The sequence below is a fragment of the Rhizobium sp. 1399 genome (assembly GCF_031455475.1).
In the GTDB taxonomy this organism is placed as follows: Bacteria; Pseudomonadota; Alphaproteobacteria; order Rhizobiales; family Rhizobiaceae; genus Rhizobium.
This window is the reverse complement of sequence record NZ_JAVDSU010000006.1, coordinates 180,360-203,331: the sequence shown is the minus strand read 5'-3', so window position 1 is coordinate 203,331 and position 22,972 is coordinate 180,360. Positions and strand designations below refer to the sequence as shown.

Annotated in this window: 21 protein-coding genes and 2 pseudogenes; 12 read left to right on the top strand and 11 right to left on the bottom strand. The window is 60.0% G+C overall.

Features of this window, described 5'->3' with window-relative positions; genetic code table 11:
* Positions 1 to 130 precede the first annotated feature (130 nt).
* On the top strand, positions 131 to 1,180 hold the full coding sequence (locus J2X71_RS20415) for an ornithine cyclodeaminase (protein WP_310384360.1): 1,050 nt from the start codon (positions 131 to 133) through the stop codon (positions 1,178 to 1,180).
* The gene (locus tag J2X71_RS20410; RefSeq protein WP_310384358.1) at positions 1,168 to 2,511 is read left to right on the top strand and encodes an MmgE/PrpD family protein; all 1,344 of its coding nucleotides are present in this window, start codon (positions 1,168 to 1,170) and stop codon (positions 2,509 to 2,511) included. Before J2X71_RS20415 ends, J2X71_RS20410 begins: the two co-directional genes overlap by 13 nt.
* Positions 2,512 to 2,527: 16 nt before the next feature.
* Here J2X71_RS20410 and J2X71_RS20405 read toward each other — a convergent pair whose 3' ends face one another.
* Positions 2,528 to 3,931 (bottom strand): amidohydrolase family protein, encoded by a 1,404-nt coding sequence (locus J2X71_RS20405; RefSeq protein WP_310384357.1) that lies wholly within the window; start codon positions 3,929 to 3,931, stop codon positions 2,528 to 2,530.
* Between the two features lie 16 nt (positions 3,932 to 3,947).
* The gene (locus tag J2X71_RS20400; protein ID WP_310384355.1) at positions 3,948 to 4,646 is read right to left on the bottom strand and encodes a response regulator transcription factor; all 699 of its coding nucleotides are present in this window, start codon (positions 4,644 to 4,646) and stop codon (positions 3,948 to 3,950) included.
* A gap of 201 nt (positions 4,647 to 4,847) precedes the next feature.
* Between J2X71_RS20400 and J2X71_RS20395 the strand changes: the two genes are divergently transcribed.
* The 3 genes from J2X71_RS20395 to J2X71_RS20385 all read left to right on the top strand — a co-directional run bounded on the left by J2X71_RS20395 (position 4,848) and on the right by J2X71_RS20385 (position 7,236).
* Positions 4,848 to 5,549 carry a response regulator transcription factor gene (locus tag J2X71_RS20395; RefSeq protein ID WP_310384353.1) on the top strand — a complete coding sequence of 234 codons (702 nt, stop codon included), beginning with the start codon at positions 4,848 to 4,850 and terminating at the stop codon, positions 5,547 to 5,549.
* Between the two features lie 139 nt (positions 5,550 to 5,688).
* The gene (locus J2X71_RS20390; protein WP_310384351.1) at positions 5,689 to 6,381 is read left to right on the top strand and encodes an autoinducer binding domain-containing protein; all 693 of its coding nucleotides are present in this window, start codon (positions 5,689 to 5,691) and stop codon (positions 6,379 to 6,381) included.
* Between the two features lie 111 nt (positions 6,382 to 6,492).
* A complete protein-coding gene (locus J2X71_RS20385) occupies positions 6,493 to 7,236 on the top strand; it encodes a hypothetical protein (RefSeq protein ID WP_310384349.1) in 744 nt (247 codons plus the stop codon).
* 87 nt (positions 7,237 to 7,323) lie between these two features.
* Here the strand turns inward: J2X71_RS20385 and J2X71_RS20380 are convergent, their stop codons facing one another.
* The 4 genes from J2X71_RS20380 to J2X71_RS20365 form a co-directional block, all read right to left on the bottom strand.
* A complete protein-coding gene (locus tag J2X71_RS20380; protein WP_310384346.1) occupies positions 7,324 to 8,142 on the bottom strand; it encodes a calcium-binding protein in 819 nt (272 codons plus the stop codon).
* Positions 8,143 to 8,265: 123 nt separating this feature from the next.
* Positions 8,266 to 9,573, bottom strand: a complete 1,308-nt coding sequence (locus tag J2X71_RS20375; protein ID WP_310384345.1) for an HlyD family type I secretion periplasmic adaptor subunit — start codon at positions 9,571 to 9,573, stop codon at positions 8,266 to 8,268.
* Positions 9,570 to 10,472, bottom strand: a complete 903-nt coding sequence (locus J2X71_RS20370) for an ATP-binding cassette domain-containing protein (RefSeq protein ID WP_310384344.1) — start codon at positions 10,470 to 10,472, stop codon at positions 9,570 to 9,572. Before J2X71_RS20370 ends, J2X71_RS20375 begins: the two co-directional genes overlap by 4 nt.
* A 334-nt stretch (positions 10,473 to 10,806) precedes the next feature.
* Positions 10,807 to 12,594, bottom strand: coding sequence for a thiamine pyrophosphate-requiring protein (locus tag J2X71_RS20365; RefSeq protein ID WP_310384342.1), 1,788 nt, complete (start codon positions 12,592 to 12,594; stop codon positions 10,807 to 10,809).
* Positions 12,595 to 12,790: 196 nt separating this feature from the next.
* Between J2X71_RS20365 and J2X71_RS20360 the strand changes: the two genes are divergently transcribed.
* Both J2X71_RS20360 and J2X71_RS20355 read left to right on the top strand, forming a co-directional pair.
* A complete protein-coding gene (locus J2X71_RS20360; protein ID WP_113321173.1) occupies positions 12,791 to 13,105 on the top strand; it encodes a plasmid stabilization protein in 315 nt (104 codons plus the stop codon).
* Between the two features lie 88 nt (positions 13,106 to 13,193).
* Positions 13,194 to 13,265 (top strand): annotated as a pseudogene (locus J2X71_RS20355) (hypothetical protein); the annotation flags it as partial.
* A gap of 217 nt (positions 13,266 to 13,482) precedes the next feature.
* Here the strand turns inward: J2X71_RS20355 and J2X71_RS20350 are convergent.
* Both J2X71_RS20350 and J2X71_RS20345 read right to left on the bottom strand, forming a co-directional pair.
* Entirely contained in the window at positions 13,483 to 13,986 is a 504-nt protein-coding gene (locus tag J2X71_RS20350; RefSeq protein WP_310384339.1) for a GNAT family N-acetyltransferase, read from the bottom strand.
* Positions 13,983 to 14,282, bottom strand: coding sequence for a DUF1778 domain-containing protein (locus tag J2X71_RS20345; RefSeq protein ID WP_310384337.1), 300 nt, complete (start codon positions 14,280 to 14,282; stop codon positions 13,983 to 13,985). The genes J2X71_RS20350 and J2X71_RS20345 overlap by 4 nt, the downstream gene beginning before the upstream one ends.
* Positions 14,283 to 14,403: 121 nt before the next feature.
* On the opposite strand from J2X71_RS20345, the gene J2X71_RS38130 reads away from it, so the two are divergent.
* A complete protein-coding gene (locus tag J2X71_RS38130; RefSeq protein WP_405049732.1) occupies positions 14,404 to 14,775 on the top strand; it encodes a DUF3302 domain-containing protein in 372 nt (123 codons plus the stop codon).
* 320 nt (positions 14,776 to 15,095) lie between these two features.
* Here J2X71_RS38130 and J2X71_RS20340 read toward each other — a convergent pair whose 3' ends face one another.
* Positions 15,096 to 15,704 carry a TIGR00730 family Rossman fold protein gene (locus J2X71_RS20340; protein ID WP_310384334.1) on the bottom strand — a complete coding sequence of 203 codons (609 nt, stop codon included), beginning with the start codon at positions 15,702 to 15,704 and terminating at the stop codon, positions 15,096 to 15,098.
* Positions 15,705 to 15,959: 255 nt separating this feature from the next.
* Here J2X71_RS20340 and J2X71_RS20335 point away from each other — a divergent pair, with 255 nt between their 5' ends.
* The 3 genes from J2X71_RS20335 (at position 15,960) to J2X71_RS20325 (ending at position 21,573) form a co-directional block, all read left to right on the top strand.
* On the top strand, positions 15,960 to 17,480 hold the full coding sequence (locus tag J2X71_RS20335) for an ATPase domain-containing protein (RefSeq protein WP_310384332.1): 1,521 nt from the start codon (positions 15,960 to 15,962) through the stop codon (positions 17,478 to 17,480).
* Positions 17,467 to 19,155 carry an ATP-binding protein gene (locus tag J2X71_RS20330; protein WP_310384724.1) on the top strand — a complete coding sequence of 563 codons (1,689 nt, stop codon included), beginning with the start codon at positions 17,467 to 17,469 and terminating at the stop codon, positions 19,153 to 19,155. The genes J2X71_RS20335 and J2X71_RS20330 overlap by 14 nt, the downstream gene beginning before the upstream one ends.
* A 231-nt stretch (positions 19,156 to 19,386) precedes the next feature.
* Positions 19,387 to 21,573 (top strand): ATP-binding protein, encoded by a 2,187-nt coding sequence (locus J2X71_RS20325; protein WP_310384331.1) that lies wholly within the window; start codon positions 19,387 to 19,389, stop codon positions 21,571 to 21,573.
* Here the strand turns inward: J2X71_RS20325 and J2X71_RS20320 are convergent.
* Positions 21,563 to 21,643 (bottom strand): annotated as a pseudogene (locus J2X71_RS20320) (damage-inducible mutagenesis protein); the annotation flags it as partial. The gene J2X71_RS20325 and the pseudogene J2X71_RS20320 overlap by 11 nt on opposite strands.
* A 32-nt stretch (positions 21,644 to 21,675) precedes the next feature.
* Complete coding sequence (locus J2X71_RS20315; protein WP_310384329.1) at positions 21,676 to 22,185, bottom strand: SOS response-associated peptidase; 510 nt, start codon at positions 22,183 to 22,185, stop codon at positions 21,676 to 21,678.
* 50 nt (positions 22,186 to 22,235) lie between these two features.
* Between J2X71_RS20315 and J2X71_RS20310 the strand changes: the two genes are divergently transcribed.
* The gene (locus tag J2X71_RS20310; protein ID WP_310384327.1) at positions 22,236 to 22,826 is read left to right on the top strand and encodes an SOS response-associated peptidase; all 591 of its coding nucleotides are present in this window, start codon (positions 22,236 to 22,238) and stop codon (positions 22,824 to 22,826) included.
* The last annotated feature ends 146 nt before the right edge of the window (positions 22,827 to 22,972 follow it).

Genomic DNA, 22,972 nt, shown 5'->3' with positions numbered 1-22,972 from the left:
CCACCCTTGGGCATCAATCTTGCTGAAAACTTCACCTCCCACACGAGGCGAAACCTCTAAACTGGCTCTGCACTCGTCAGCTCTAGAAAGGGAGGAGACGATGACAGACGCGTTGAGCGGGATTGTATTTTTGACAAGGTCAGACCTCGCTACGAGAGGCTGCGCGCTGACGACCAAGGACGTGCACGAGGCCGCAGCGCGAGCCTGGGCCGAAATCCGGTCCGGGGCTGCGCGCGGCGGCAAGGCGGTCCTGTCCTTGCCCGAAGACGAGTTTTGGTCGGTCCCCGATTTTACCGCCTTCAAGCCTGATTTTGCCCAAGAACGTCTCGGCTGGAAGCTGTCGTCTCTCTATAGCGTCAGCTCGACGCATGGCGGGGTGAAGATCATCGGTGCCAATGCCTTCAATCGCAGCCTCGGGCTTCCGAGATCAACATCGACCTTCATCCTGCTCGACAAGTTCACACTTCGCCCGATTGCGATCCTCGACGAGACGGCGCTTTCGGCAGACCGGACCGGGACCTATGCCTCACTCGTCGCAGAAGCATGTCTTGCCCGTGGCACTGCCTCCTGCGTCTATCTGGTTGGAGCCGGGCCGGTTGCGCAGAGCGTCATCCGGTCGCTTGCCTTTTCCTGCGCGGACAGGATCGAGCAGATCTTCGTCCGCGCCCGCAGATTGGAAAACGCCCGCGCGCTTGCAATTGCGCTCTCGGGCGAAGTCAAGATCCCGCTCGTCCCTGTCGATGATAACCGGACCATGCGCTGCTGCTCCCTGGTCGTCACCGCGTCCAATGCCCGCGAACCAGTCTTTGCGGACGAGGATCTGGCGCAAGAGGCGACCACGCTCCATCTTGGAGGCAACGAGGCGCCGGAAGATTATCTGAAACGGGTGTTTCGAACCGGCCTCATGGTTTGCGACGATCTCCAGACCGTTTCGAGGCGCAATTCGCAAAGCATCGCCCTGCATTTTTCCAGCCGAGGCCTGTCGCTGGAAACGATCGGACCGCTCATCGGCATACGCGAACTCGCAAATCCAGCACCCTGGTACGAAGACAATGCCGGACCGACCTGCGTTACCTGTGTCGGCCTGCCAATGCTCGATCTCTTCGTCGCCCAGGCGAGCTTCGATAAATATTGCCGTGCACATGCAGGATCGGAGGTGGCTCGGACATGTCCTATCTGACCCGCATTCTGGCCGAGCATGTGCGGGCGGCACCGACAGAATATTGTCCTGCCATCGCTGACGTCGCCAGACGTTGTATCCTGGATCTGCTGGGCGCTGCTATCGCAGGCCTAGCCATGCCGAGCGCGGTAGCTGCGCGCACCATGGCCGCACCGGTCTTTGGCAGCGGCGAGGCGCCGATTTGGTGCGCCGGCAGGTGCGCGCCGGCGGGTGCCCTTTTCTGCAATGTCACTGCCGCATCCGCGCTCGACATCGACGACGGCAATCGCGCGGCTCGCGGCCATCCGGGGGCATGCGTCATCCCCGCGGCGTTGCTGATAGCTGGCCAGACCGGAGCGACGGGACGTGAACTGATCAGCGCGATCATCTGCGGCTATGATGTCGGCGCGCGCATCGCCGCCTCGCAGACGACGGACGGAATTCGCACACGCCAGTCCGGTCGCTGGGCAGCCTTCGCTTCGGCCGCGACAGCCGGCCGCCTGTTGCAGCTGGAGCCTGTCCGGCTTTCGCATGCTCTCGCCATTTCGGGCGTGATGGCGCCGAACCAGCTTGCCAATGGCAGTTCCGGCTACTCGCGGCTGACAGGCAACGATGTCAAGGAAGGTATCGCATGGAGCAGCCTGCTCGGCATAACGGCGGCCCATCTCGCGGCTGCCGGTTTTACAGGGCCTGAGGACCTTCTCGATCACCCGGACTATTACGATGGCAGCCGCATTCTCGGCGGGCTCGGTCGCCATTGGGAAATCGCCGACACCTATTTCAAGCCCTATGCCTGTTGTCGCTACATTCACCCCGCACTCGACGCCTATAGCGAGCTCGCCGCAGATACGATTGGTCCCGACGACATCATCGAGGTCGAGGTCCAGACCTTTGCCTGGGCCTTGAAGCTTGCCAACAAGGTATCGCCGGAGAGCCTGGTCGACATGCAATACAGCCTCCCCTTCTGCATGGCGATCCTCGCCGTCGATGGCGTGCAGGCGCTCGCACCGATCGATAAAGCTGCGCTTGGCCGGACGGACCTGATCCGTTTCGCGCAGAAGGTTCGGCTGAGCGTCGATCCCGATCTCGACCGGTTCTTCCCGGCGCAGACTCTGTCGCGCGTCGTCATACGCACCCGGACGCTCGAACTGACCTCTGATATCCACACTCCGCTGGGCGACAAGACGCGGCCGATGGGCTGGGAGGCCATCTGCCGGAAATTCCGCAATCTGACACGCCACCAGCTTCAGGACGCAGAGCAGCAAGACATCATTGGCGCCGTCGCCGCGCTGCCAGGCGGGGGCGCTGCCGCGATTGCTGATCTCCTGCAGGCGCTCCGCCGGACGTGCTAGCAGACTGGGATCTGCTTCAGGCGAGCGGAAAGGACATCAGAAACCGATCCGCCGATCGACCGACGAGGCTTCCATTGAAGACGACGATCCGGCCGGCGACGAGAACGTGACGGACACGGCCATGATTATGGGCCTCGCTGATGACGATATCGGCGCGTTTTCCCGTGGCGATCAAACCGCGGTCGCCGGCCAGTTCGGGCACAATGCGCGCAACATTGCCGGTCGCCAATGCGATCGCCGCTGCGGGCGCGATGAGCCTTTTTTGGACCAGGCGATGAATGGCCTCCAATATGCCGTCCCAGTCGCCGCCGGCATAGTCGGTAGAAAGCGTGTCGGCGAGACCGGCTTCGATCAGGGCATCGAGATTGTCCGGGCCGTTGCGCCATCGCGTGGAAATGCAATCGAGCGTCGACACATCGACGAAGGCGCCGAGATTGCGGAGCGCGCGCGCCGTTTCCAGTGCTTGGCTTGTCGTGAAGGAAGGATGATTGCTGTGACCTGCGACGATGCGTGCCTTGGGATGGATCCTAGCGAGGTCGATCAGCTGTTCGCCCGTCGGCGCCGCATTGTGAAAGATCGCAGGCATGCCCGTGCGCGCGGCCTCCGCGGCGATTTCGGCAAGACCGCGGCGCGCAAGCGCAACTGATGGCATCACCGTATCGTGGATCAAAGTCGCAAGGGTCTCTGCAGAGAAGTGGCCGTCGAGCACGCTTTCCTCGATGATCCGTCGGAGCGCCTCACGGTCTCCGCCATCTTTTCGCTCGAGCCTATGGCCGAGAACAACGTCCTTGAGTTCGCGTGCCAATCTTGGGTGGACAACGACTCCCGAAGTCTTCTCGATCGCGGCTGGAAGAAATCGATAGTCCTGTGCCCCGCCGCCGAGCGTCTGGCCGCCGCCGGCCTCGCCAAGCGCCTTGGCGCCATTTGCGAGCATGTCGTCGATGGTCGCCGTCAGGTGGCGTCCGGAAAGACCGCTCCCGTCAGCGGCCACCGCCGCAGCGAGGCTCGACGGCGTGTGGCCGGTGCTGATGTGGATGTCGAGCGGATGGGACGCGTCTCGCCCGGCGTCGATTTCGTCGGTCAGGGCAAGCCCGCAGACATTCAAGACGGTGGTCGTGCCGGACAGGAGATGGCGGTTACGCTGATAGAGCACATCTTCTTCGCCAAATGGCGGAGATCCGCTCGGCATCGACGGCCCGTGGACACAGCCATGCGCGTGAGCATTGATCATGCCGGGCAGGACCGTGCAGCCAGCAGCATCGATTACGGCATAGTCTGGCGCAACCATTAGGTCATCCGACTGAGTAACGGCTTCGATCGTTTGGCCGGACACGAGCACGCTCGCTCTCTTCAGCACTGTCACGCCGTCACCCGTGATCAGCTCGCCATTTACGATCGCAATCGGGCGATGCGGGCTCATCCGTTTCCCCTTCCTCTCAGGATCCTTTGACATCCAATCCATAACCGATGCCGCGCACGGTGCGGATGATGTCGACCTTCATGATCGGCGAGAGCGCCTTGCGGAGCCGGCCGATGTGGACGTTGACCGTTCGCGGGTCGACAAAGACGCCCTCCGGCCAGGCTCTTGATGCCAGTTCTTCGCGCCGGAAGGCGCGGGTTGGCTCACTGATCATCTGACCCAACAGGGCGAACTCGATCGGTCCAAGATGGATGTCGCGACCTTCATAGGTGATGCGGTGGGCACGAGCGTCGACAATCACTCCTCCATGGCTGATCGTCTGTGGCTCCACGCGCTCTATCGGCTGCTCCTCGTCGGCACCAAGCAGTCGTTTAAGGGCGCGCAGATACCGATCGGGCTCGACCGGGCGCATGAACGCCTCTTCGACGCCGACCTCCAGGAAGGCTTCGAAGCGATGTGCAGCCCCGGCCGGGACAAGCGTCACGATGCGAACATGGTCGGTCGCCGCATCCGCCTTTAGCACCTTGCAGAGACCGACCGCGAACTCGTTCCCGCCGTCGACGATGAGCCCGACATTGTGTTTTTCCTTCACGGCCACGATGGTTTCGACCGGTCCCATCGCAAGGTCGGTGGCAAAACCCTCCACTTCGAGAATATGGCGGACCGACAGGCTGAAGTCGGCGTCGAGCGAGCTTATGACGACACTGGGTTTCACAACAGAACCGCGAGAAATAGAACTTCCCTCGAATTCAGCAACTTATGGATGCAACGATGCCACGAACGTCCACTGACCGCAAACGCTATGATATTAATTATTGTTTCCCGTCCGGGGCCGCGATTTCGCCTCCCCGTTCGACCAAAGCGTCCCCTCAGATCTGCGACTTGAAGCGGCTGGGTTCTATGCTCTCCTCGCCCGATGGAAAAAAAGCGACAGGCGGGCGCCATTCTGATTGCGACCGACGACTTCGCCTCCGTCGGGCGGATCGCCGCCGCTCTTGGCGCCGACAAAATTGCAAGCACAGTGGTCCCGCCCGCCCAGGCGACGCAGGTCTCGGCACACGATGGCTTCCGCATTCTGATCATCTCGACCCTCGTCGAAAATCTGGGTCTCGATCTCTGTCGGGCGATCCGCAGCGCAAGTGCGATGTCTATCATCCTGTTGCTTCCGGCTGACAGGCAGCTCGATGGGGTCGAGGCCGGCGCCGATTACTGTTTGCCTATTGGCACCGAGATGCGCCAGTTGATGGTGCATGTGCGCGCCCTGCTGCGCAGATCCGAACTGGACGAGCAAGAACGCTGGCGCGTGCTGCAGTTCGACGGCTGGCGTATCGATCCGCACCGACGCCTGCTTTCAGCACCCGACGGTTCAAACGTTTCGCTGCTCGCAGCCGAGTTCGAGCTCCTGATTGCGTTCTGTCGCCAGCCCGGAACTGTCCTGTCGCGACGGTTCCTGTTGGATGCGACGCATATCGGTCTCGGCAGACCACTCGAGCGCAGTGTCGATGTTCATATCTGCAGGCTCCGCCGCAAGCTCACCGAAGCCGGGAATGGCGGCGAGCTCATCCAGACCGTGCGTCTTGGTGGCTACGTCCTCGTCGCGCGCGTCAACCCTGAATAAGTACGGATTCCAATTCTCGTCTCATGAGTGTTTAATCCGGCTAATAGGGATATGTCAGTTGCGATTATTGCCTCGGTCGACGGCTGGTTTTGAACGTCGTGCGGCCGGCCAGCGGGAGCGATGTGTCTTGAAGAAGAGATTGGATGATCTGATTGATGTTTTAAGTCTGTCAAACGATGAACGCTCGGCACGCACTGCGCTTTTGACGTTTGCCCAGCAATGCGGCTTCGAACGCTTCGCCTACATGAACGTGCGTTCCGGGGACACCGAAGCTTTCACCAACTATCCGCAGGAGTGGCAGGAGATCTATTTCGCGAACGACTATCAGAAGGTCGACCCTGTCATCACTGCCGCCAAGCGTCTCCTGAAGCCTTTCTATTGGTCAGCAAGCCCCCTGCGGTGGACATCCTCGCCCGAAGAACGAAGATTTTATGAGCATGCTCGTCAATTCGGCATCGTCTCCGGCCTCTCCATGCCAATCCGCATCGAATTTGGTCGGATAGCGGTCTTGACCCTCGCGTCGCATCTGCCCGATTTCAAGGTTAACGGGATGATTGATGACATCCGGGCGACGACCGCGACAGCGTTGGTGCATGCAACGTTAAAAATCAGCGATCCTTCGACTATGAAAAAACCCCAGGTCAGCCTGAGCGTTCGGGAAAAGGAATGTCTGAACTGGGCCGCTCTTGGTAAATCGATGTCGCTGACGGCCGATATCCTCGGAATCAAGAAAAATACCGTTCGCTACTATCTCGATGCCGCGAAGCGGAAGCTCGGTGCCTATAATACGATGAATGCTGTCTATCTGGCGACACGCCTTGGGCTGGTTTAGAAAGCCCGAATTACGCCGAGAAGTAGAACGGAATACCGTTTCCACAAGTTACACGCAAGCGTCAAAGTTTATCACAACCCAGCATTTTAGCGCCAATGCGGGGAGAATTTGATGACAACCATTGCACCAGCATCATATTACGGCACTCGCTATGCCGGCTCCGACAAGACGAATTCGACGAAGTCCGAGCAAGCCTATTCCCTTCCAGGGGACCAGGAGGCCAAAGCGAGGACAGGCTCTGACACGAGGGTCGATTCGAGGCCCTCTTCAGCAACCTTCAAATTCATGGGCCGGGTGATCGATGCGACCAATCTCGCCGTTGACCTCAAGCCGATGAACATCTCCGAGCTGCCGGAGGACGAATATCAGTCCTTTATCGAAGGAGAAGCGGCAAGAATCGAGGCCAACAGAAAGTATCTGGAAATGCAGCACACGCAGTTTCCGGAGCCTCCGGATCTGTCGGACTATCCCGGCAACAAGCCGTATGCAACGGTCACCGTCGACGGACGGGTCGTGGCGACGATTTTCAATGACGGCTCTGTACAGACCGACGACAATGCTCTGGGATCGAAACTCAAGGACATCCTGAAGGGCAGCATCAATGGGACGAACGGACCCGACCTCGCTCAGGACCGGGCCGACCAGATCGCCGACATGTTCGGCGGCAGGATCTCGAAATCAGCGACGGCGCTGACTCAGCCTCAATATGCAGCACTCCCGAAGATCGTCGTCCAGCAGCCGACGATCGACTACGAGGCGATGATGAGCGATCCGCTCTATGCCCAACTTCAGAAACAGACCGGCAATCTCGAGATCTTGAAGCAGCAGAGAGAAGCATTCCTGTCACAACAGTGATGGGACCGCCAATCGGGGCGAGAGCAGTTTAAAAGCCTCGCCCCGATCGAAAACGCCGGCAGCGGCGTTTTCATTAGACTTCTTCAATTAGGCAACCATCGGCGGAATGAGCGCAGGCAGGTTGAAGGCGCCGTCATTGGTCTGAAGGATATCGATCACATAGTGACCGCCCTGGAAGTAATCCTCGATGATCACGGCATTGTCGATGACACCGTCGGCCGTGTCGTTGAGCGAGGTGATCAACAGATCGTCGCCGCCCGAGACGAAGAACTGGACTTCGGCTGCCGCATAGGAGACGATTAGGCGATCCTGCGTGTCGAAGACGGTATCCGTGCGCGGCGCGCCCGTGTCGGTGACGCCGTCGTTGATGACGTCGATGCCAGCACCGGTGAATTGATACTGATCGTTGCCCGCACCACCCCAAAGGCGATCGTTGCCGACGCCGCCATCCATGATGTCGGCACCTGCATCGCCGAAGAAGACGTCGTTGCCAGCTTCACCGAACATCGTGTCGGCTCCGTCACCTCCGACGAACGTATCGTCGCCCGTGCCGCCCGCCATTGTGTCATTGCCGGCATCGCCGGTCAGCCAGTCATTTCCGGCATCGCCGTAAAGCTGGTCGTTGCCCGCACCGCCATAAAGAGAGTCGTCGCCGTTTCCGGCGATCAGCGTATCGGTTCCGTTGCCGCCGTCGAGCAGGTCGTTGCCGTTGAAGCCATATAGGGTGTCGTTGCCCTCGCCGCCTTCGACCCAGTCGTTATAGGCGCTTCCATAGACGGTGTCGTCGCCGCCAAGGGTGTAGATCGACCACCATGCCTGATGATCGGGCCAGCCTGCGGGTGGCGTCGAGGTTTCGCCGCGCAGGTCAACAATATTGACGTTGTTGTCATAGGTACGACTTGGCATGTCCTTCTCCTCTTCGATTGGCAGACGCGCTGCCGTTGCTGCCGACGCAATCTCCCTGGCCTCATACCGGGATATGACGCTTCGACATTCTTGGGATGGGCCGCGCCCATCATGGTTCGTGAGCTATTCCTCCCGAAAAACCCGGGCCGCGTGATCGCGGATGGGTTTGGTGAAATAGGAAAGCACGCTGCGATCGCCGGTGCGGACAAAGGCCTCAACCGGCATTCCGGGCACGAGGGACAGATCGTCCAGGCGCTGGCGTTCGTCATCGGGTATTGCCACGCCTGCGCGATAGAAGCTCGATCTCGTATGTTCGTCCGTTTCGAGATCGGCCGAAATGCGAATGAGTGTTCCCCTCAGCTCCGGCGTGGTATTGCGATTGAAGGCTGTCAGTCGCAGTGTCGCTGCCTGGCCGATCGCAAGCTGGTCGACGTCTTGCGGCGCAACCCTGGCCTCGACAGTCAACGGGCTTTCCTGCGGAACGATCTCCATCAATATCTCGGCGGGTGTTATGACGCCGCCAATCGTGTGGATCGACAGCGCATGAATGGCGCCTGCGATCGGCGCCCTGATGTCGATATGCTTGAGCTGTTCGAGAGCCGTCACCTCCTGCTCCACAAGCTCGGCCTTCTGGTTGTCGACATCACGCAGTTCCGCCGCCACATCAGCGCGCATCGTCTGATCGATCTGTAACAACTGGAGTATCTCCGAAATCCGGCCCCTCGTGGCGGCAATCGAGGCAACAAGAGCACCACGTTCGCCCTCAAGCCGTGTTGCGTCGCGATCAAGGCTGTTGACCCGGTTCAAGCTGGTGAGGCCTTGCGCAAACAGCCGGCGCTGGCCCTCGAGTTCCTTGCCGATCAGCTCGATCTCGCGTGCTTTTGCCGCTTGCTGAACGTCGAGCCCCTTGATCTGCTCTTCCATTTGCCGGCCCTGTTCCCCGAGCCGTGCCTTCTGGCCCTCACGCGAGACGCGACGATCATCACACAGCCTTCGCTCGCTCGTCATGGTCGCTTCCGCGACCTCAGGAGCAAGACGCTCGAGGAGAATGGCCGGGATCATGACCGTGGCGATTCCGTCGCGCTCCGCTTCCAGGCGCGCCTGCCGGGCGTGGAGGTTGTTGAGGCTCTTGGAAACCGCATCGAGATTGGCGCGGATGACGGTGTCATCGAGGCGAATGAGGATTTCGCCGGCGTCAACCAGTTGCCCCTCCTTCATCCGCAATTCGGCAACGATGCCTCCGGACGGATGCTGCACCTTCTTGACATTGCCATCGACCACTAGCGTGCCGACAGCGATCACCGCGCTCGATAGGTCCGTCGTGGCGGCCCATCCGCCGACGCCACCGAACAGCAGGGCGACAGTGGCTATTCCTGCAACGAGATTGCGACGCAGCGACCGCGACAACGAGAGATGCCCATCCGTCGTCATTGCGCCGCCTCCCCTTCAATGACCGTCAGATTGGCAAGCGAAGCGGCGCGCGGCGCGCGCGGCCTCTGCTCCTGAAGGCTTTTCAATACTTGGTCACGCGGCCCGAAGATCTTCGCAGCTCCATTTTCCATGACCAGCAGGAAATTGATCTGTGACAGCACGCTGTTTCGATGAGCGACGACGACGACGATGCCGCCACGCGCCCTGATGGCTGCGATTGCTTCGGCGAGCGCTCTCTCACCTTCACCATCGAGGTCCGAATTCGGTTCGTCGAGCACGACGAGGAACGGGTCTCCATAGAGCGCGCGTGCCAGCGCGACGCGTTGACGTTGACCTGCAGAAAGGTTGCGTCCGCCCTCGCCCACCTGCGTTTCATAACCATCCGGCAGCGCGACGATCATGTCGTGGACGCCGGCGGCCCGGGCAGCGGATATGACCGCAACGTCGTCGGCATCAGGCACCAGCCTGGCGATATTGTCGGCAATCGTGCCGGGAAACAGATCCGACGTCTGCGGCATATAGCCGATATGTCGGCCGCGTTCGCGACTCGACCACTGGTCGAGAGCAGCACCGTCGAGGGCCACCTTGCCTTTTGCAAGCGGCCAGACAGCAGTGATGGCGCGCACAAGCGACGATTTTCCCGAAGCACTCGGCCCGATCACGCCGACCACCGTCCCGGCGCGGGCCTGAAATGACACGTTTTGAACCGTCATTCGCTGGCGCTCGCCCGGAGGAGCCACAAATGCGGCGTCCACCACGAGCGATCTTGTCGGCGCCGGTAGCGCCGTGCGGTCAGCCATCTCCGGGAAGAATGCGAACATGTCCTGCAGCCGTTGCCAGGCCTGGCGTGCTCCGACCATGTTGCGCCAATTGGCGATCACCTGGGGAGTAGGTGCCATGGTTGCAGCGCATTGGTTCTGGACGGACTCTACTGGGCGAAATCGTCTCGTTATTTCGAGGGGCGGACCAACGTCGTCCAGATTTCCACCGTGTTTGGAAGGGACCCGGATTACTGGACCCTTGCACTGCTCGGAACTGACCAGCACGCGATGCAGGTCGAACCCGCGGAGCGGTCTGCGCTCCAGCACGCCGCCGAATAGCGTTGGCCACCGGCTATCGCACGAACTCGGTGGTTTAGCGGCCGACATCGAACGCACGCTGAATTCTGACAATGGCCTGAGAACGGCCGCTACCGCGCTAAACCCGTCCGACCCTTTTCGTCGTGATGCTCGATTATTCGTGCATGCCTGGCAGGACTGAACTCAAGACCTGCCGCACTGTGCCGCGAATGACGCCTTCCTGATTGGGATCACCCTTCATCAGCGTGGTTGTGAGTTTCTTGACCTGCTCAAACGTGAGATGCGGCGGCATCGGCGGGACTTCGGGGTCGGTTTTGACCTCAAGGACAACTGGGCGATCCGAGGCAAGCGCCTCGTCCCAGGCCGGCCCCAAAGCTTCTGGGCGATCGACAAACAGGCCCTTGAGGCCGATGAGTTCGGCAAACCGGTGGTAAGGTATGTTGGGAATGCTTTGCGAGGCCTCGAACTTCGGATCGCCCTCCATCACCCGCTGTTCCCACGTTACCTGGTTGAGGTCTTCATTGTTGTAGACGCAGATGATAAAGCGGTGATCGGTCCAATCACGCCAGTATCTGGAGACGGTGATCAGCTCGGCCATGTTGTTCATCTGCATGGCGCCGTCTCCGACCAGCCCGATGACGGGGCGTTCGGGGTGGGCGTATTTGGCAGCGATGGCGTAAGGAACCGCAGCACCCATTGATGCCAGTCCGCCCGAGAGCGACGCCATCATACCGGTCCGTATCTTGATGTCGCGGGCATACCAGTTCGCGCACGAACCGGAATCGCTGGTCAGTATGACATTGTCCGGCAACCTTGAGGACAGCTCCCATGCGACGAGCTGCGGATTGACGGGATCGGCCTCGGCATGGGCGCGTTTGTCGAGGAGCGCCCACCACGCAGAAACGTTCTTTTCAACAGTGCGACGCCACTTGTCGTCCTTTTGTTCGATAAGGGGCAGCAGCGCCTTCAGGGTTTCCGCGGCGTCCCCGACGAGATTGACGTCCATGGGATAGCGAAGCGACAGCATGCCAGCGTGAATGTCGATCTGGACTGCCTTCGCCTGTCCTTCCGCGGGCAGGAACTCTGAGTAGGGAAACCCGGAACCGATCATCAACAGTGTGTCGCAGTCGCGCATAAGATCCCAGGAGGGTTCGGTTCCGAGCAGGCCGATCGACCCGGTAACCCAGGGCAGCGAGTCTGAAAGGACGGCCTTGCCAAGCAGCGCTTTCGCGGCCCCTGCGCAAAGCCGATCGGCGACGGCGATCACTTCTTCGGTTGCGCCAAGCGCGCCGGCACCCACCAGGATAGCAACCTTCTCACCAGCATTGAGGACATCGGCCGCGGCCTGCAGGTCCTCCTGATATGGCACGATTTTGGGGGCTCGATAGCCAAAGCCGGAATGAACCGTCCCGTGAACGCGCTCCGGCTCCTCGTAGGGCAGCTCCTGCAAATCGTTGGGGAGGATCAATGCCGTCACTGTGCGGTTCGACAATGCGATGCGAACGGCGCGATCGACAAGATGTCGGACCTGCGCAGGCGTTGAAGCCTGATGGACGAAATCCCTAGCGACATCCTTGAACAGGGCGGGGAGATCGACCTCTTGCTGATAGTGTCCGCCAAGCGCGCCGCGCGCCTGTTGTCCGACGATCGCCAGAAGCGGCTGATGGTCGGCCCGGGCATCATACATGCCGGTGACGAGATGGGCCGCCCCTGGGCCTGAGGTCGCGATGCAGACGCCGAGTTCGCCAGAAAACTTTGCGTAGGCAGCGGCCATGAAGGCAGCCATTTCCTCGTGGCGTGCCTGGATGAATTCGATTTTGTCGCTTGCCCGGTTCAACGCTCCGAAGACGCCGTTTATACCGTCGCCGGGGTACCCGAACATGCGCTTGACGCCCCAAAGGTGAAGGCGGGAAACAATAAAGTCACCCACTGTCTGTGCCATGGAAAATGCCTTTCGATGTCATGGTCAGCGTATGTGTCAACAAACCCTCGCCTGGCCGTGTTGGTTCCGCCCGCGAACAGGAGCTGGTCAAAACGCAAGGCGGTGACATCGGCTGCGCCCACCCCGGGGACCATCACCGGAACTTTGCCGCGAAACCGCAGTTTTCCTTTTTTCACATCAGCTAAGGAGATGTTCCATGCCCCAAGGTGACAAGTCCGCCTATACCGACAAGCAAAAGCGCAAGGCTGAGCACATCGAGGAAGGCTACGAAGACCATGGCGTTTCCGAGAAGGAAGCCCAGCGCCGAGCTTGGGCCACCGTCAATAAGGAAAGCGGTGGTGGCAAGAAGTCCGGCTCCGGCCGCGGCCATGCCGAGAACCATGCCTCCTCCGAAAAAGGTGGGCGCAAGGGCGGTGCTTCGGCTGCATCGCGAACTAAGGAGGAGCGTTCGGCTTCCGCCAAAAAGGCGGCGGCAACCCGAAAGCGAAACGAGCACCACGCTCATCACTAGCCTGAAGATGGCGCCATGACCGATGGCGCCTTTCCCTTGAGGAGCCGCCCATGCCGAAAAAAAATCAAAACAGAAATGGTCGCAGGACGTGACCGACAACAGCGATGCGATGGACCTCGAAGGCGGGGTCTTTAAGCAGCGCAGCGCCAAGACGATCGCGCCGACTTTCTGGCCAATGCGGTGAACTGCGCGCTCGCTACTCGCAGCCCTGCGCGCAGCGTCGCGCCTCTGCTGGAATTTGCCCGCACCTGAGCGGCGCAGCCTCTGCGCGCATCGTTCGCCTTGATGGGAGCCGAACCGACGACACGGCATGGCTTCAACACTGGTTTCAGCAAGTTAGAAACGGCTGCAAACGCGCTGAGCTCAATGCCGCTAAACTACGGTTGGGAGTTCAGCGCGCTGTTGAGATCATTCAGCCCGACCATCAGCATCATGGGATCAGATGGCGAAGGTAGAAAGCCGACCGCCTCATAGAAGGTTCGCGCATCATCGGAAATCGCATGCACAAGCAGGCCGCGGATGCCGAGGATCTCAGCGGCATTGAGCAAGCGTAAGCCTGCGTCGCGCACCAATGCTCTGCCGATCCCGCGCCTCTGATAGGACTGATCGATGGCGAGACGACCAAGCACGGCAACCGGAATTGGATCGGGCATGTTGCGCCGAAAACGGCCTGGCGCTTCCGGCTGTTTCACTGCCCCGGAAGCGAGTGCGTAATAGGCGATGACGCGATTTTCTTCACACACGACAAAGGTGCGCGATGCGCCGCCTGCCTGATTGGCGCGGGCGCGGCGACGCAGCCAGTCGTCCAATTCGGGGACACGGGAATTGAATTCTGACAGCTCGTGATGATCGGCCAGTGGGATGGGTGCACTGAGAGTCACGCCTCATCCCACGGCGCTTTGGTGGACATCGTGCGTTTCAGACGCTCATTGGGCTGTGCGGGTGCGTCCAGTCGGGCAAGGTATTCGGCATAAATTTCGGGGCTAACCGTGAATATGGTATGATCAAGCAGCACCTCCTCGGCACGGCGCTCTGAAGCCTCCAGCATGAAATCCGTGCGCGTCTTGCCGAGCAATTCGGCGGCGCGGTCGATCAAGTTGCGGGTCGCAGGTTTGATACGCATATTCAACGGCACGCTGGCGTCCTGGCTTTTACTTGTACGCGAGGGGGTGGGCATAGAAATCTCCTGTCTCCACCAATCATATAGCGTAACGACATCATCTTCACAAGCGCCGTAAAGATGATGTCGTTACAAGTTCCGCTTTGGTGTTTCGGGGTCGAAGTCCAGCTCAGGTGAGGTGACGACATCGGTGTGCTGGACATCCTCGCCTGGATCGTTCTCGTCGTGCTCGTCCTCAGCTCTTCCTCGCCATGCTTCCAGGCATGATTGCCGCACTCGGAACCATCCATGGGCGCAGGCAGTGACCATCGGAGGATGGGTCACGCTGTTCCTGGGCTGTGCGCTCTGGCCCCTGGTGCTCATCTGGGCCTATGTCGGATGGCTTGATGGCGATGTCGTGGCCGCTCTCCGTAACTTGTCCGGCACATCCTCGCTGGGATCGACGGTATCCCTTGGCCACGGTCCTCGTCATCGAGGGATGTTCACTAAAGGGTGGATTACCGCCAGACGGTCCGAGCTCTTGAGGAGAGGTGAACCGACGAGCGGCTAATATTGGCGGTGATCATTTCGTCATAACAAGGGTTTGTGGGGTCGAAGCAGACCGGTAAGACTTTCTTGATGTGAAAGTACCCCAGTCTTCCGCAGTATGAAGAATGCGGTATGCCCACTCCTCGAATTGTCGGTCATGGTTTTCCATCATCCGCGTTGCGGGCTTACATCGAGTGGCTCACCACTAATGGGATGGTCCGCCTCGCCCCTGCGCTTCATCCCCTGGCCCTTTCGATAGGCCAGAGCTTACTTCATAACGCATTGCTTCAACGGGGCAAGGTCATGCGCCAACCGTCACAAAATCGATTGGTCGATACCGTCTTACATATTGTCGATGATCGACGGGACGCCTTCGGAAACCTCGGGAGGTCGCGCGGCATTTTGGATGGCCGGTATAATGTCCTCCACCCGATCGACAACGATTGGCTGGATCAGATGGCGGCTATGCAAAAATCCAACTTTTTCCATGTGTTCGATCATGGAGAGCATCGGATTCCAGAAGCCCAATATATTGGCGAAGACCATAGGCTTCCGATGCTGTCCTAGCTGCGCCCAGGTCATGATTTCAACGATCTCTTCGACAGTGCCTATCCCACCCGGCAACGCGACAAAAGCGTCGGAACGTTGGAACATGGCGTGTTTACGCTCATGCATCGTCTCAGTAATGGTCAAATCATCGAAAATCCTGAGCGCATCAGCGGTCGATTCGCGATTTGTCAGAAACTTGGGGATGATAGCGCCGACCTTGCCGCCGTTTTTCAGCGCTGAGAGGCCGACGGCGCCCATCACGCCGTTGGTGCCACCGCCGTAGATCAGTTCCAGCCCCGCCTTGGCGATGGCAGCACCTAATTTTTCACCGGCTTCAACGAACGCAGGATCGTTGCCCGGTGAAGAACCACAATATACGCAAATCGAATGAATGTTTGTCATTGCATCATAAACGGTAAGGCAGAAGCTCTAGTCAAGAGACGGGATGTTCCGCCGCGTTGGGTCCGCCCTCCCCTCGTCACTCGGCGAGCGCTGAGACCCTCGGAACACTAGAGCGAAGGGAGCGACGACGAGACCGTTCTTATGAACTGTCCCGGGACCGACCGTCACAGCCAAAGCTCGCTATTCGGCCACTTGAGCCCCAACAACGCTGATCTATATGCATCTCACCGCTTATTCATGCTGCATAGGTAAGACATGTCTGAAACATCAGATGAAGTGGAGACGATCGACACGCCGCGCATTTCCACCGGGGTCGCGGGCCTTGATGTGATCCTTGAAGGTGGCTTGGACGAAAACCGGCTTTACCTCTACGAGGGCCGCCCCGGCACAGGCAAAACCACGATAGCCTTGCAATTTCTTCTCGAAGGCGCTCGGCAAGGGGAGCAGGTGCTGTATATAACGCTGTCGGAGACGGAACGCGAACTGCAGCTCGTCGCCAAACGCCACGGCTGGTCGCTCGACGGCGTCAGCCTCTTCGAGCTTGTTCCCCCGGAAACGACGCTCGATCCGGATCGCGAGCTGACGGTGTTTCATCCGGCGGAGATGGAACTGAACGAGACGACGAAGCTCATCCTCGACCGAGTGTCCGAGCTCAACCCAAAGCGGGTCGTCATCGACAGCCTGTCCGAGTTGCGTCTGCTGGCCCATAGTCCTCTGCGTTACCGGCGGCAAGTGCTCGCGCTGAAGCACTATTTCACCAGCCGACAGTGTACGGTCATTCTTCTCGACGATTTATCGTCTCAGCAAAACGACCTTCAGCTCCATTCCATTGCGCATGGTGTCGTCTTGCTGGAGCAGACCGCGATCGACTACGGCGCGGAACGTCGCCGCCTTCGCGTCGTAAAGATGCGCGGGATCAAGTTTCGCGGGGGCTACCATGATTTTATCATCGAGAAGGGCGGGCTCCACGTCTTCCCCCGGCTGATCGCAGCAGATCACCATCTTGCGTTTGAGGAGGAGTTTACCTCGAGCGGCATCGCAGAACTCGATCAGATGCTGGGTGGCGGGCTCGAGCGCGGGACGAACGCCTTGTTTCTCGGCGCGGCCGGGGTGGGAAAATCGTCGCTCGCCCTGACCTATGCTCTGGCGGCCGCCGACCGTGGCGAGCATGCCGTCATCTATGCTTTCGACGAAGGGCGTGGAACCCTGCAGGCGCGGGCCAGGACTCTCGGCTTCGATTTGCAGAAACATTTGCAAAGCGGGATGATCCGCTTGCAGCAGATCGATCCGGCGGAAATGTCGCCAGGCGAATTCACGGCCAACGTCCAGAGAAGCGTCGAGAACGATGGTGCCCGCGTCATCGTCATTGACAGCTTGAACGGTTACATGAATGCAATGCCGGACGAGCGTTTCCTGATCCTGCAGATGCACGAATTGCTGACCTATCTCGGGCAGCGCGGTATCATGTCGATCCTTGTTCTCGCTCAACATGGGCTTGTCGGTCCTCTCGAAGCGCCGCTCGACCTGAGCTACCTCAGCGATGCCGTTGTGATGCTGCGTTATTTCGAGGTGCACGGCACGGTTCGCCGCGCGATCTCGGTCGTCAAAAAGCGAAGCGGCCAGCACGAGCATAGCGTTCGCGAATTCAGCCTGTCGGATAAAGGCATTTGGCTTGGGCCACCGACGGCCGGCTTCATTGGCGTGCTGGCGGGATCGCCCCATTTTACCGCAGCTCCAGCAGTAAATTCAGTTGACGGACGTGATGGCGTTAAGTGAATTCGAGCCCGAACCCGTTCTCGTCTTTGCACCGGTGGGCAGGGATGCGGCCGCGTCCGTCGAGCTGCTCATGCGCAACGGGATCGCTGCCAAAGCATGCGGTGATCTTTACGCGTTTGTGAGAGAACTTGAAGCCGGCGCATCAGCAGCGTTTCTTGCCGAGGAAGCGCTGTTTGGAACAAATGCCAGCTCGTTATACAAATGGGTCGCCGACCAGCCACCGTGGTCGGACCTTCCCTTTATTTTGCTCACCAGCCGCCAGGAGCAGATGGGCATCGAAGGGTGGCGGCAGGACGTGATCGCCAAGCTGCGCAATGTGGCGCTTCTGGAGCGACCGGTCCAGGCGCTCACGCTCGTCAGCAGCTTGCAATCAGCACTTCGTGCAAGGAAACGGCAGTTGCAGCTGCGCGCGCTGCTTGAGGAACGCGAGCGTTCGGCACAGCAGCTTGAGCAACTCGTTGTGGCCCGAACCGAGGCGCTTGAAGCAGCTAACACAGCTCTGCGGGACCAGATACGCGTCCGGGCCGAAGTTGAGGAGAAACTTCGTCAGGCTCAGAAGATCGAAGCCATTGGCCAGTTGACAGGGGGCATCGCTCACGACTTCAACAACCTGCTGATGGTCATTTCCGGAGGCCTCGAAATGCTCGATCGGCAGGCGGACCCGGCGAGGCGCAAGCGGCTGATGGACGGCATGCGGCAAGCTGCTGAAAGAGGATCGGGCCTGACACGCCAGCTGCTGGCTTTCTCCCGGCGTCAGGAGCTCAAACCGCAAACCATCAACCTGGCGCGCCAGATCGGCGGCATGCGGGAGTTGCTGGACCGTAGCTTGAGGGGCGACGTCCACGTCGTCATTGATCTCTCACCAGACTTGTGGCCGGTCGAAGTCGATGCCAGCGAACTCGAACTCGTGGTTTTGAACCTCGCGGTCAACGCGCGCGACGCGATGCCGAAGGGGGGCACGATCAAGATTACCGGCGAGAATAAAGCGGCACGGGCAGAAGCTGACGGTCACGGCGACTTTGTTCGCCTCGTCGTCGCTGACGATGGCTCCGGAATGACGCCTGAGGTGCAGGCGAGGGTATTCGAGCCCTTCTTCACGACGAAAGATATCGGCAAGGGATCGGGTCTTGGTCTCGCGCAGGTTCACGGCTTCGCTCAGCAGTCCGGCGGAACGGTCGAGATAGAAAGTCAAGTTGGGAAAGGAACCACGATCTCGCTACTGCTACCGCGCTCCTCAAACCGTCCAGCGTTTGATCAGCACCACCTGGTCGATCTGCATGTCGCAAGGCGGCGAGCAGAAGCTGCCGGTAACGTCCTGCTGGTCGAAGACGACGACGAAGTCGCGGCGCTCGTTGCTGAGATGCTCGACGAGCTCGGATTTGAGGTGGTGCGGGCAGCGTCGGCTGCAGCTGCACTTGGCGCCTTGGCCAACGGCCGCAGCGTCGACCTCGTGTTCTCGGACATAATGATGCCAGGCGGGATGAACGGTGTGGAGCTCGCGAAGGAGATCCGGCTCCGCCGGAGCGATTTGCCCGTCCTGCTCACTAGCGGTTATTCCGAGGCGGCAAAACAGGACGCGGAGGCACAGGGGATCAAGATCCTGCGCAAGCCCTACCAATTGGCGGAGCTCGAAGAGGCCCTTCGGCGAACCATGGCCGGTGGAGACGGAAATTGAGGGTGCAACAAACAACAGCGGGAGCGGCTCGACGGGTATCTGCTCATCCAAGAAGGACCGTGTGTCCTTTCGCCAGTCATGTGTGTGGGAGTGCGCAGATGGGGAGCACGCCGATCGCGCGCCGTCTTCCGTCGTTCGCCGATTGCTTAACTTCTCGCCATATCCCTCCAATGCAAGTCCACCGCATTGCATCGCGCCGCGCCATCTGCACCTCAACGAGCAGGCCATAGAATGAACACTGCTTCCCATTTCCCCGCCGAACGCCTCCAACAGGTCCTCGACAGCGCAGTCGACACCGGGATCATCATGCTCGACGTCGATGGCATAATCACCGGCTGGAGCAAGGGCGCTGAAGCTCTCCTCGGCTGGTCGCAGGACGAAATGCTGGGCAAAACTCTGGTGGCGATCTTTCCGCCGGAAGGAGGAGCCGCCGCGCTGCTCGAGGCGGAACTGACCGACGCCAGGACCAGCGGAAAGGGAAGCGGCGAAGGATGGCGGCTGCAGAGGGGCGGTGGCCGCATCTGGGCCGTTGGTGAGACAACGCCGATAATGGATGATGAGAGAAAGCTTGTCGGTTTCGTGAAAGTGCTGCGTGATCGCACCGAGCAGCGCGAGACGGAGATCGCGCTGCGAGAGCGTACCCGCGCGCTCGAGATCCTCAATCGAGCCGGAGCAGACCTCGCGCGCGAGAATGACCTGGAGAAGGTTGTTCAACTGGTAACGGATGCCGGTGTCGAGCTTACCGGAGCGCAGTTCGGCGCATTCTTCCACAACGTCATCAATCCATCGGGCGAGAGCTACATGCTCTACACGCTATCCGGTGTACCTCGCGAGGCGTTCTCGAAGTTTCCCATGCCACGCAATACGGCTGTCTTTGCACCGACCTTTCTCGGAGAGGGGATTGTGCGTTCCGCCGATATCACCCAGGACAGCCGGTACGGCAAGAATGAGCCGCGAAAAGGGATGCCGGAAGGTCATCTTCCCGTACGGAGCTATCTGGCCGTGCCAGTCATCTCGCGAATGGGCGAGGTAATTGGTGGACTGTTCTTCGGGCATGCTGACATCGGCGTGTTCGACGAGGCGTCAGAAAGCGGTCTCGCTGGCCTCGCCGGCGAAGCTGCGGTCGCCATCGACAACGCCCGGCTGTACGAGGCCGCACAACGTGAGCTGCAGGAAAGACGCCGCGCTGAAGAAGCACTCAAGGAACTGAACGCCAATCTGGAGCATCTCGTCAAGCAGAAGACGGAGGAGCTGACCCAGAACGCAGAGGCGCTGCGGCAAGCCCAGAAAATGGAGGCGGTTGGGCAGTTGACGGGGGGAGTCGCCCACGATTTCAACAATCTACTGCAGATCATTGTCGGCAATCTCGACACGCTCACGCGGAACCTGCCGCCGGAAGCGGGGCGGTTGCGACGGGCAGCCTCGCAGGCGATGAACGGCGCGAGGCGGGCAGCGGCCCTGACGCAACGGCTTCTCGCCTTTGCCCGGCGGCAGCCGCTCGACCCCAAGCCGATCGATGCCAACAGCCTGATCCGCGGCATGTCCGAACTCCTGCACCGGACGCTCGGCGAGATCTACAACATTGAAGTTGTACTCGCCGCCGGCCTCTGGAAGGCGGAAGCCGATCCCAACGAACTGGAAAGCGCGCTTCTTAATCTCGCAATCAATGCGCGCGACGCGATGCCTGAAGGCGGCAAGCTGACCATCGAGACATTCAACGCTCATCTGGACGAAGCCTATGCTTCAGCGCACGCAGAAGTGATCCCCGGACAGTATAGTGCCATCAGCGTCTCCGACACTGGGTCGGGGATGGACGCCGATACGCTGTCGCACGTGTTCGAGCCGTTCTTTACGACCAAGGACCAGGGCAAGGGCACCGGGCTTGGCCTCAGCCAGGTTTATGGGTTCGTCAAGCAATCGAAGGGCCATGTGAAGATCTACTCGGAAGTCGGAGAGGGAACGACGGTCAAGATCTACCTGCCGCGGCTCTTGTCGGACGGGGCCGATGAAGATGTGGTAGAGGCACCTGCTATCCCCGACGCTGCGCCCGGCGAGGTCATTCTTGTCGTCGAGGACGATCCGGATGTCCGTGCCTATTCGGTCGAATCGCTGCGCGAACTCGGCTACCATGTACTCGAAGCCAAGGACGGCCCTGCGGCTCTGCAGGCGCTGTCGACCCACGGTAAAGTCGATCTGATCTTTTCGGATGTGGTGTTGCCAGGCGGCATGAGCGGCGCAGACGTGGTTGCTAAAGCGCGTGAGACTGACCCGACGCTGAAGGCGTTGTTCACGACAGGCTATTCCCGCAACGCCATCGTTCATCATGGCCGGCTCGACAAGGGCGTGCATTTGCTGCCCAAGCCATTCTCCTTCGAGGATCTGGCCGTACGCGTCCGGGATGTCCTCGACCGTAACTGATGGCTCGACAGCCAGCCTTTCTGGCCGACACGCCCTCCAGCGAGGCGATGCGCTCGCGCAGGTCGGAAATAACCCGTAGACGCCGTCGTTGCGGCCCGCAATTTAGACCGCAACTCTTGGCTGGAAGGAAGCGTTGGAAAGAGGTTTGACACGGAAGGTTCCGACGGGAAGTGGCCGCAGGATTTCATCTTCGGGTACAAGCCGGTCAAGCCAATCCATCCGTTGATCGCGCGTCAGGACCGCCATCTGCCGGTCATGATAGGGCGCGATGTCGGCATTCGCCTCGATCGTCAGTATGGCATAGGCCTCGGGCCAATCTGAAGAGCCCGGCCGCCAGATCCCTGCGAAATAGAACCAGTCGCCGTTGGCGAGCGAGAAAATGAAATTCTTGCCCCCACTGCGATGACGGAACTCGGATGCCGGCACCAGGCAGCGGCGGGTTGAAAACGTCTTTCCTTCAGAGCGGACGACATTGACCGCGCGCGACCCACCATCGAGCGGACGCAGCCCCCAGGGCAGCTCGACCATCTCCACATCGCCGTCCCGCCGTCTTATGATAACGCGACGCTCGTCGAGCGGGGCGTCGGACTGGAAAACCTTCGCGTTCACCATATGTAGAACATAGCAAGAACTCAGCTTCACGACAAGACTGCGAGGAACACATGTGCAATGATTATCGGTTGACGGTGGACGTGGCTTCGATCGTCGAGGATTTCGCCCACCTCAAGATCAAGATCCGTTTTGGTGAAGGTGCACCGAACGTTGATGCACGCGAGGACATCAAGATCACCGACATGGCGCCGATCGTCCGCACGATCGAGGGCGCGCGGGGTGAAGGCGATCTAGTGCAGCGGCGCTGGAGCTGGCCGGGACTAAACAAGCGGCCGGTGTATAACTTTCGATCGGACGGACGCGAGTTCAACTCCAATCGCTGCCTGATCATCGCAGACGGCTTCTACGAGTTCACCGATCCAACGGAAAAGGGGAAAAAGCGCAAGGACAAGTGGCTGTTCACCAAGAAGGAGGAACCGATCTTCTGCGTCGCCGGCATCTGGCGCGACACGGATGACGTCGGGCAAGCCTTCACCATGCTGACAACGGAGCCTGGCCCGGATATCGCACCTTACCATGACCGGCAGATCGCTATCCTTGAGCGGGACGCCTGGGCCGACTGGCTCGATCCCTCTGTCTCGGCGAAATCTCTGATCAGGCCGCTTCCCGCCGGCACCCTCAATGTCGAACAGGTCGGCTGACGCGTTTTCTGTTCCACTACCGCATCTCGACAGGCTGAATTGGAACAAAATGCGCGCTGGGGGCTTCTCAGTTGCGAGGTCGCGTGCCGTCCAACCGGACGTGACAGGGATGATGAACGCGCTCCTTGCGGCCAACGAAACGGCAG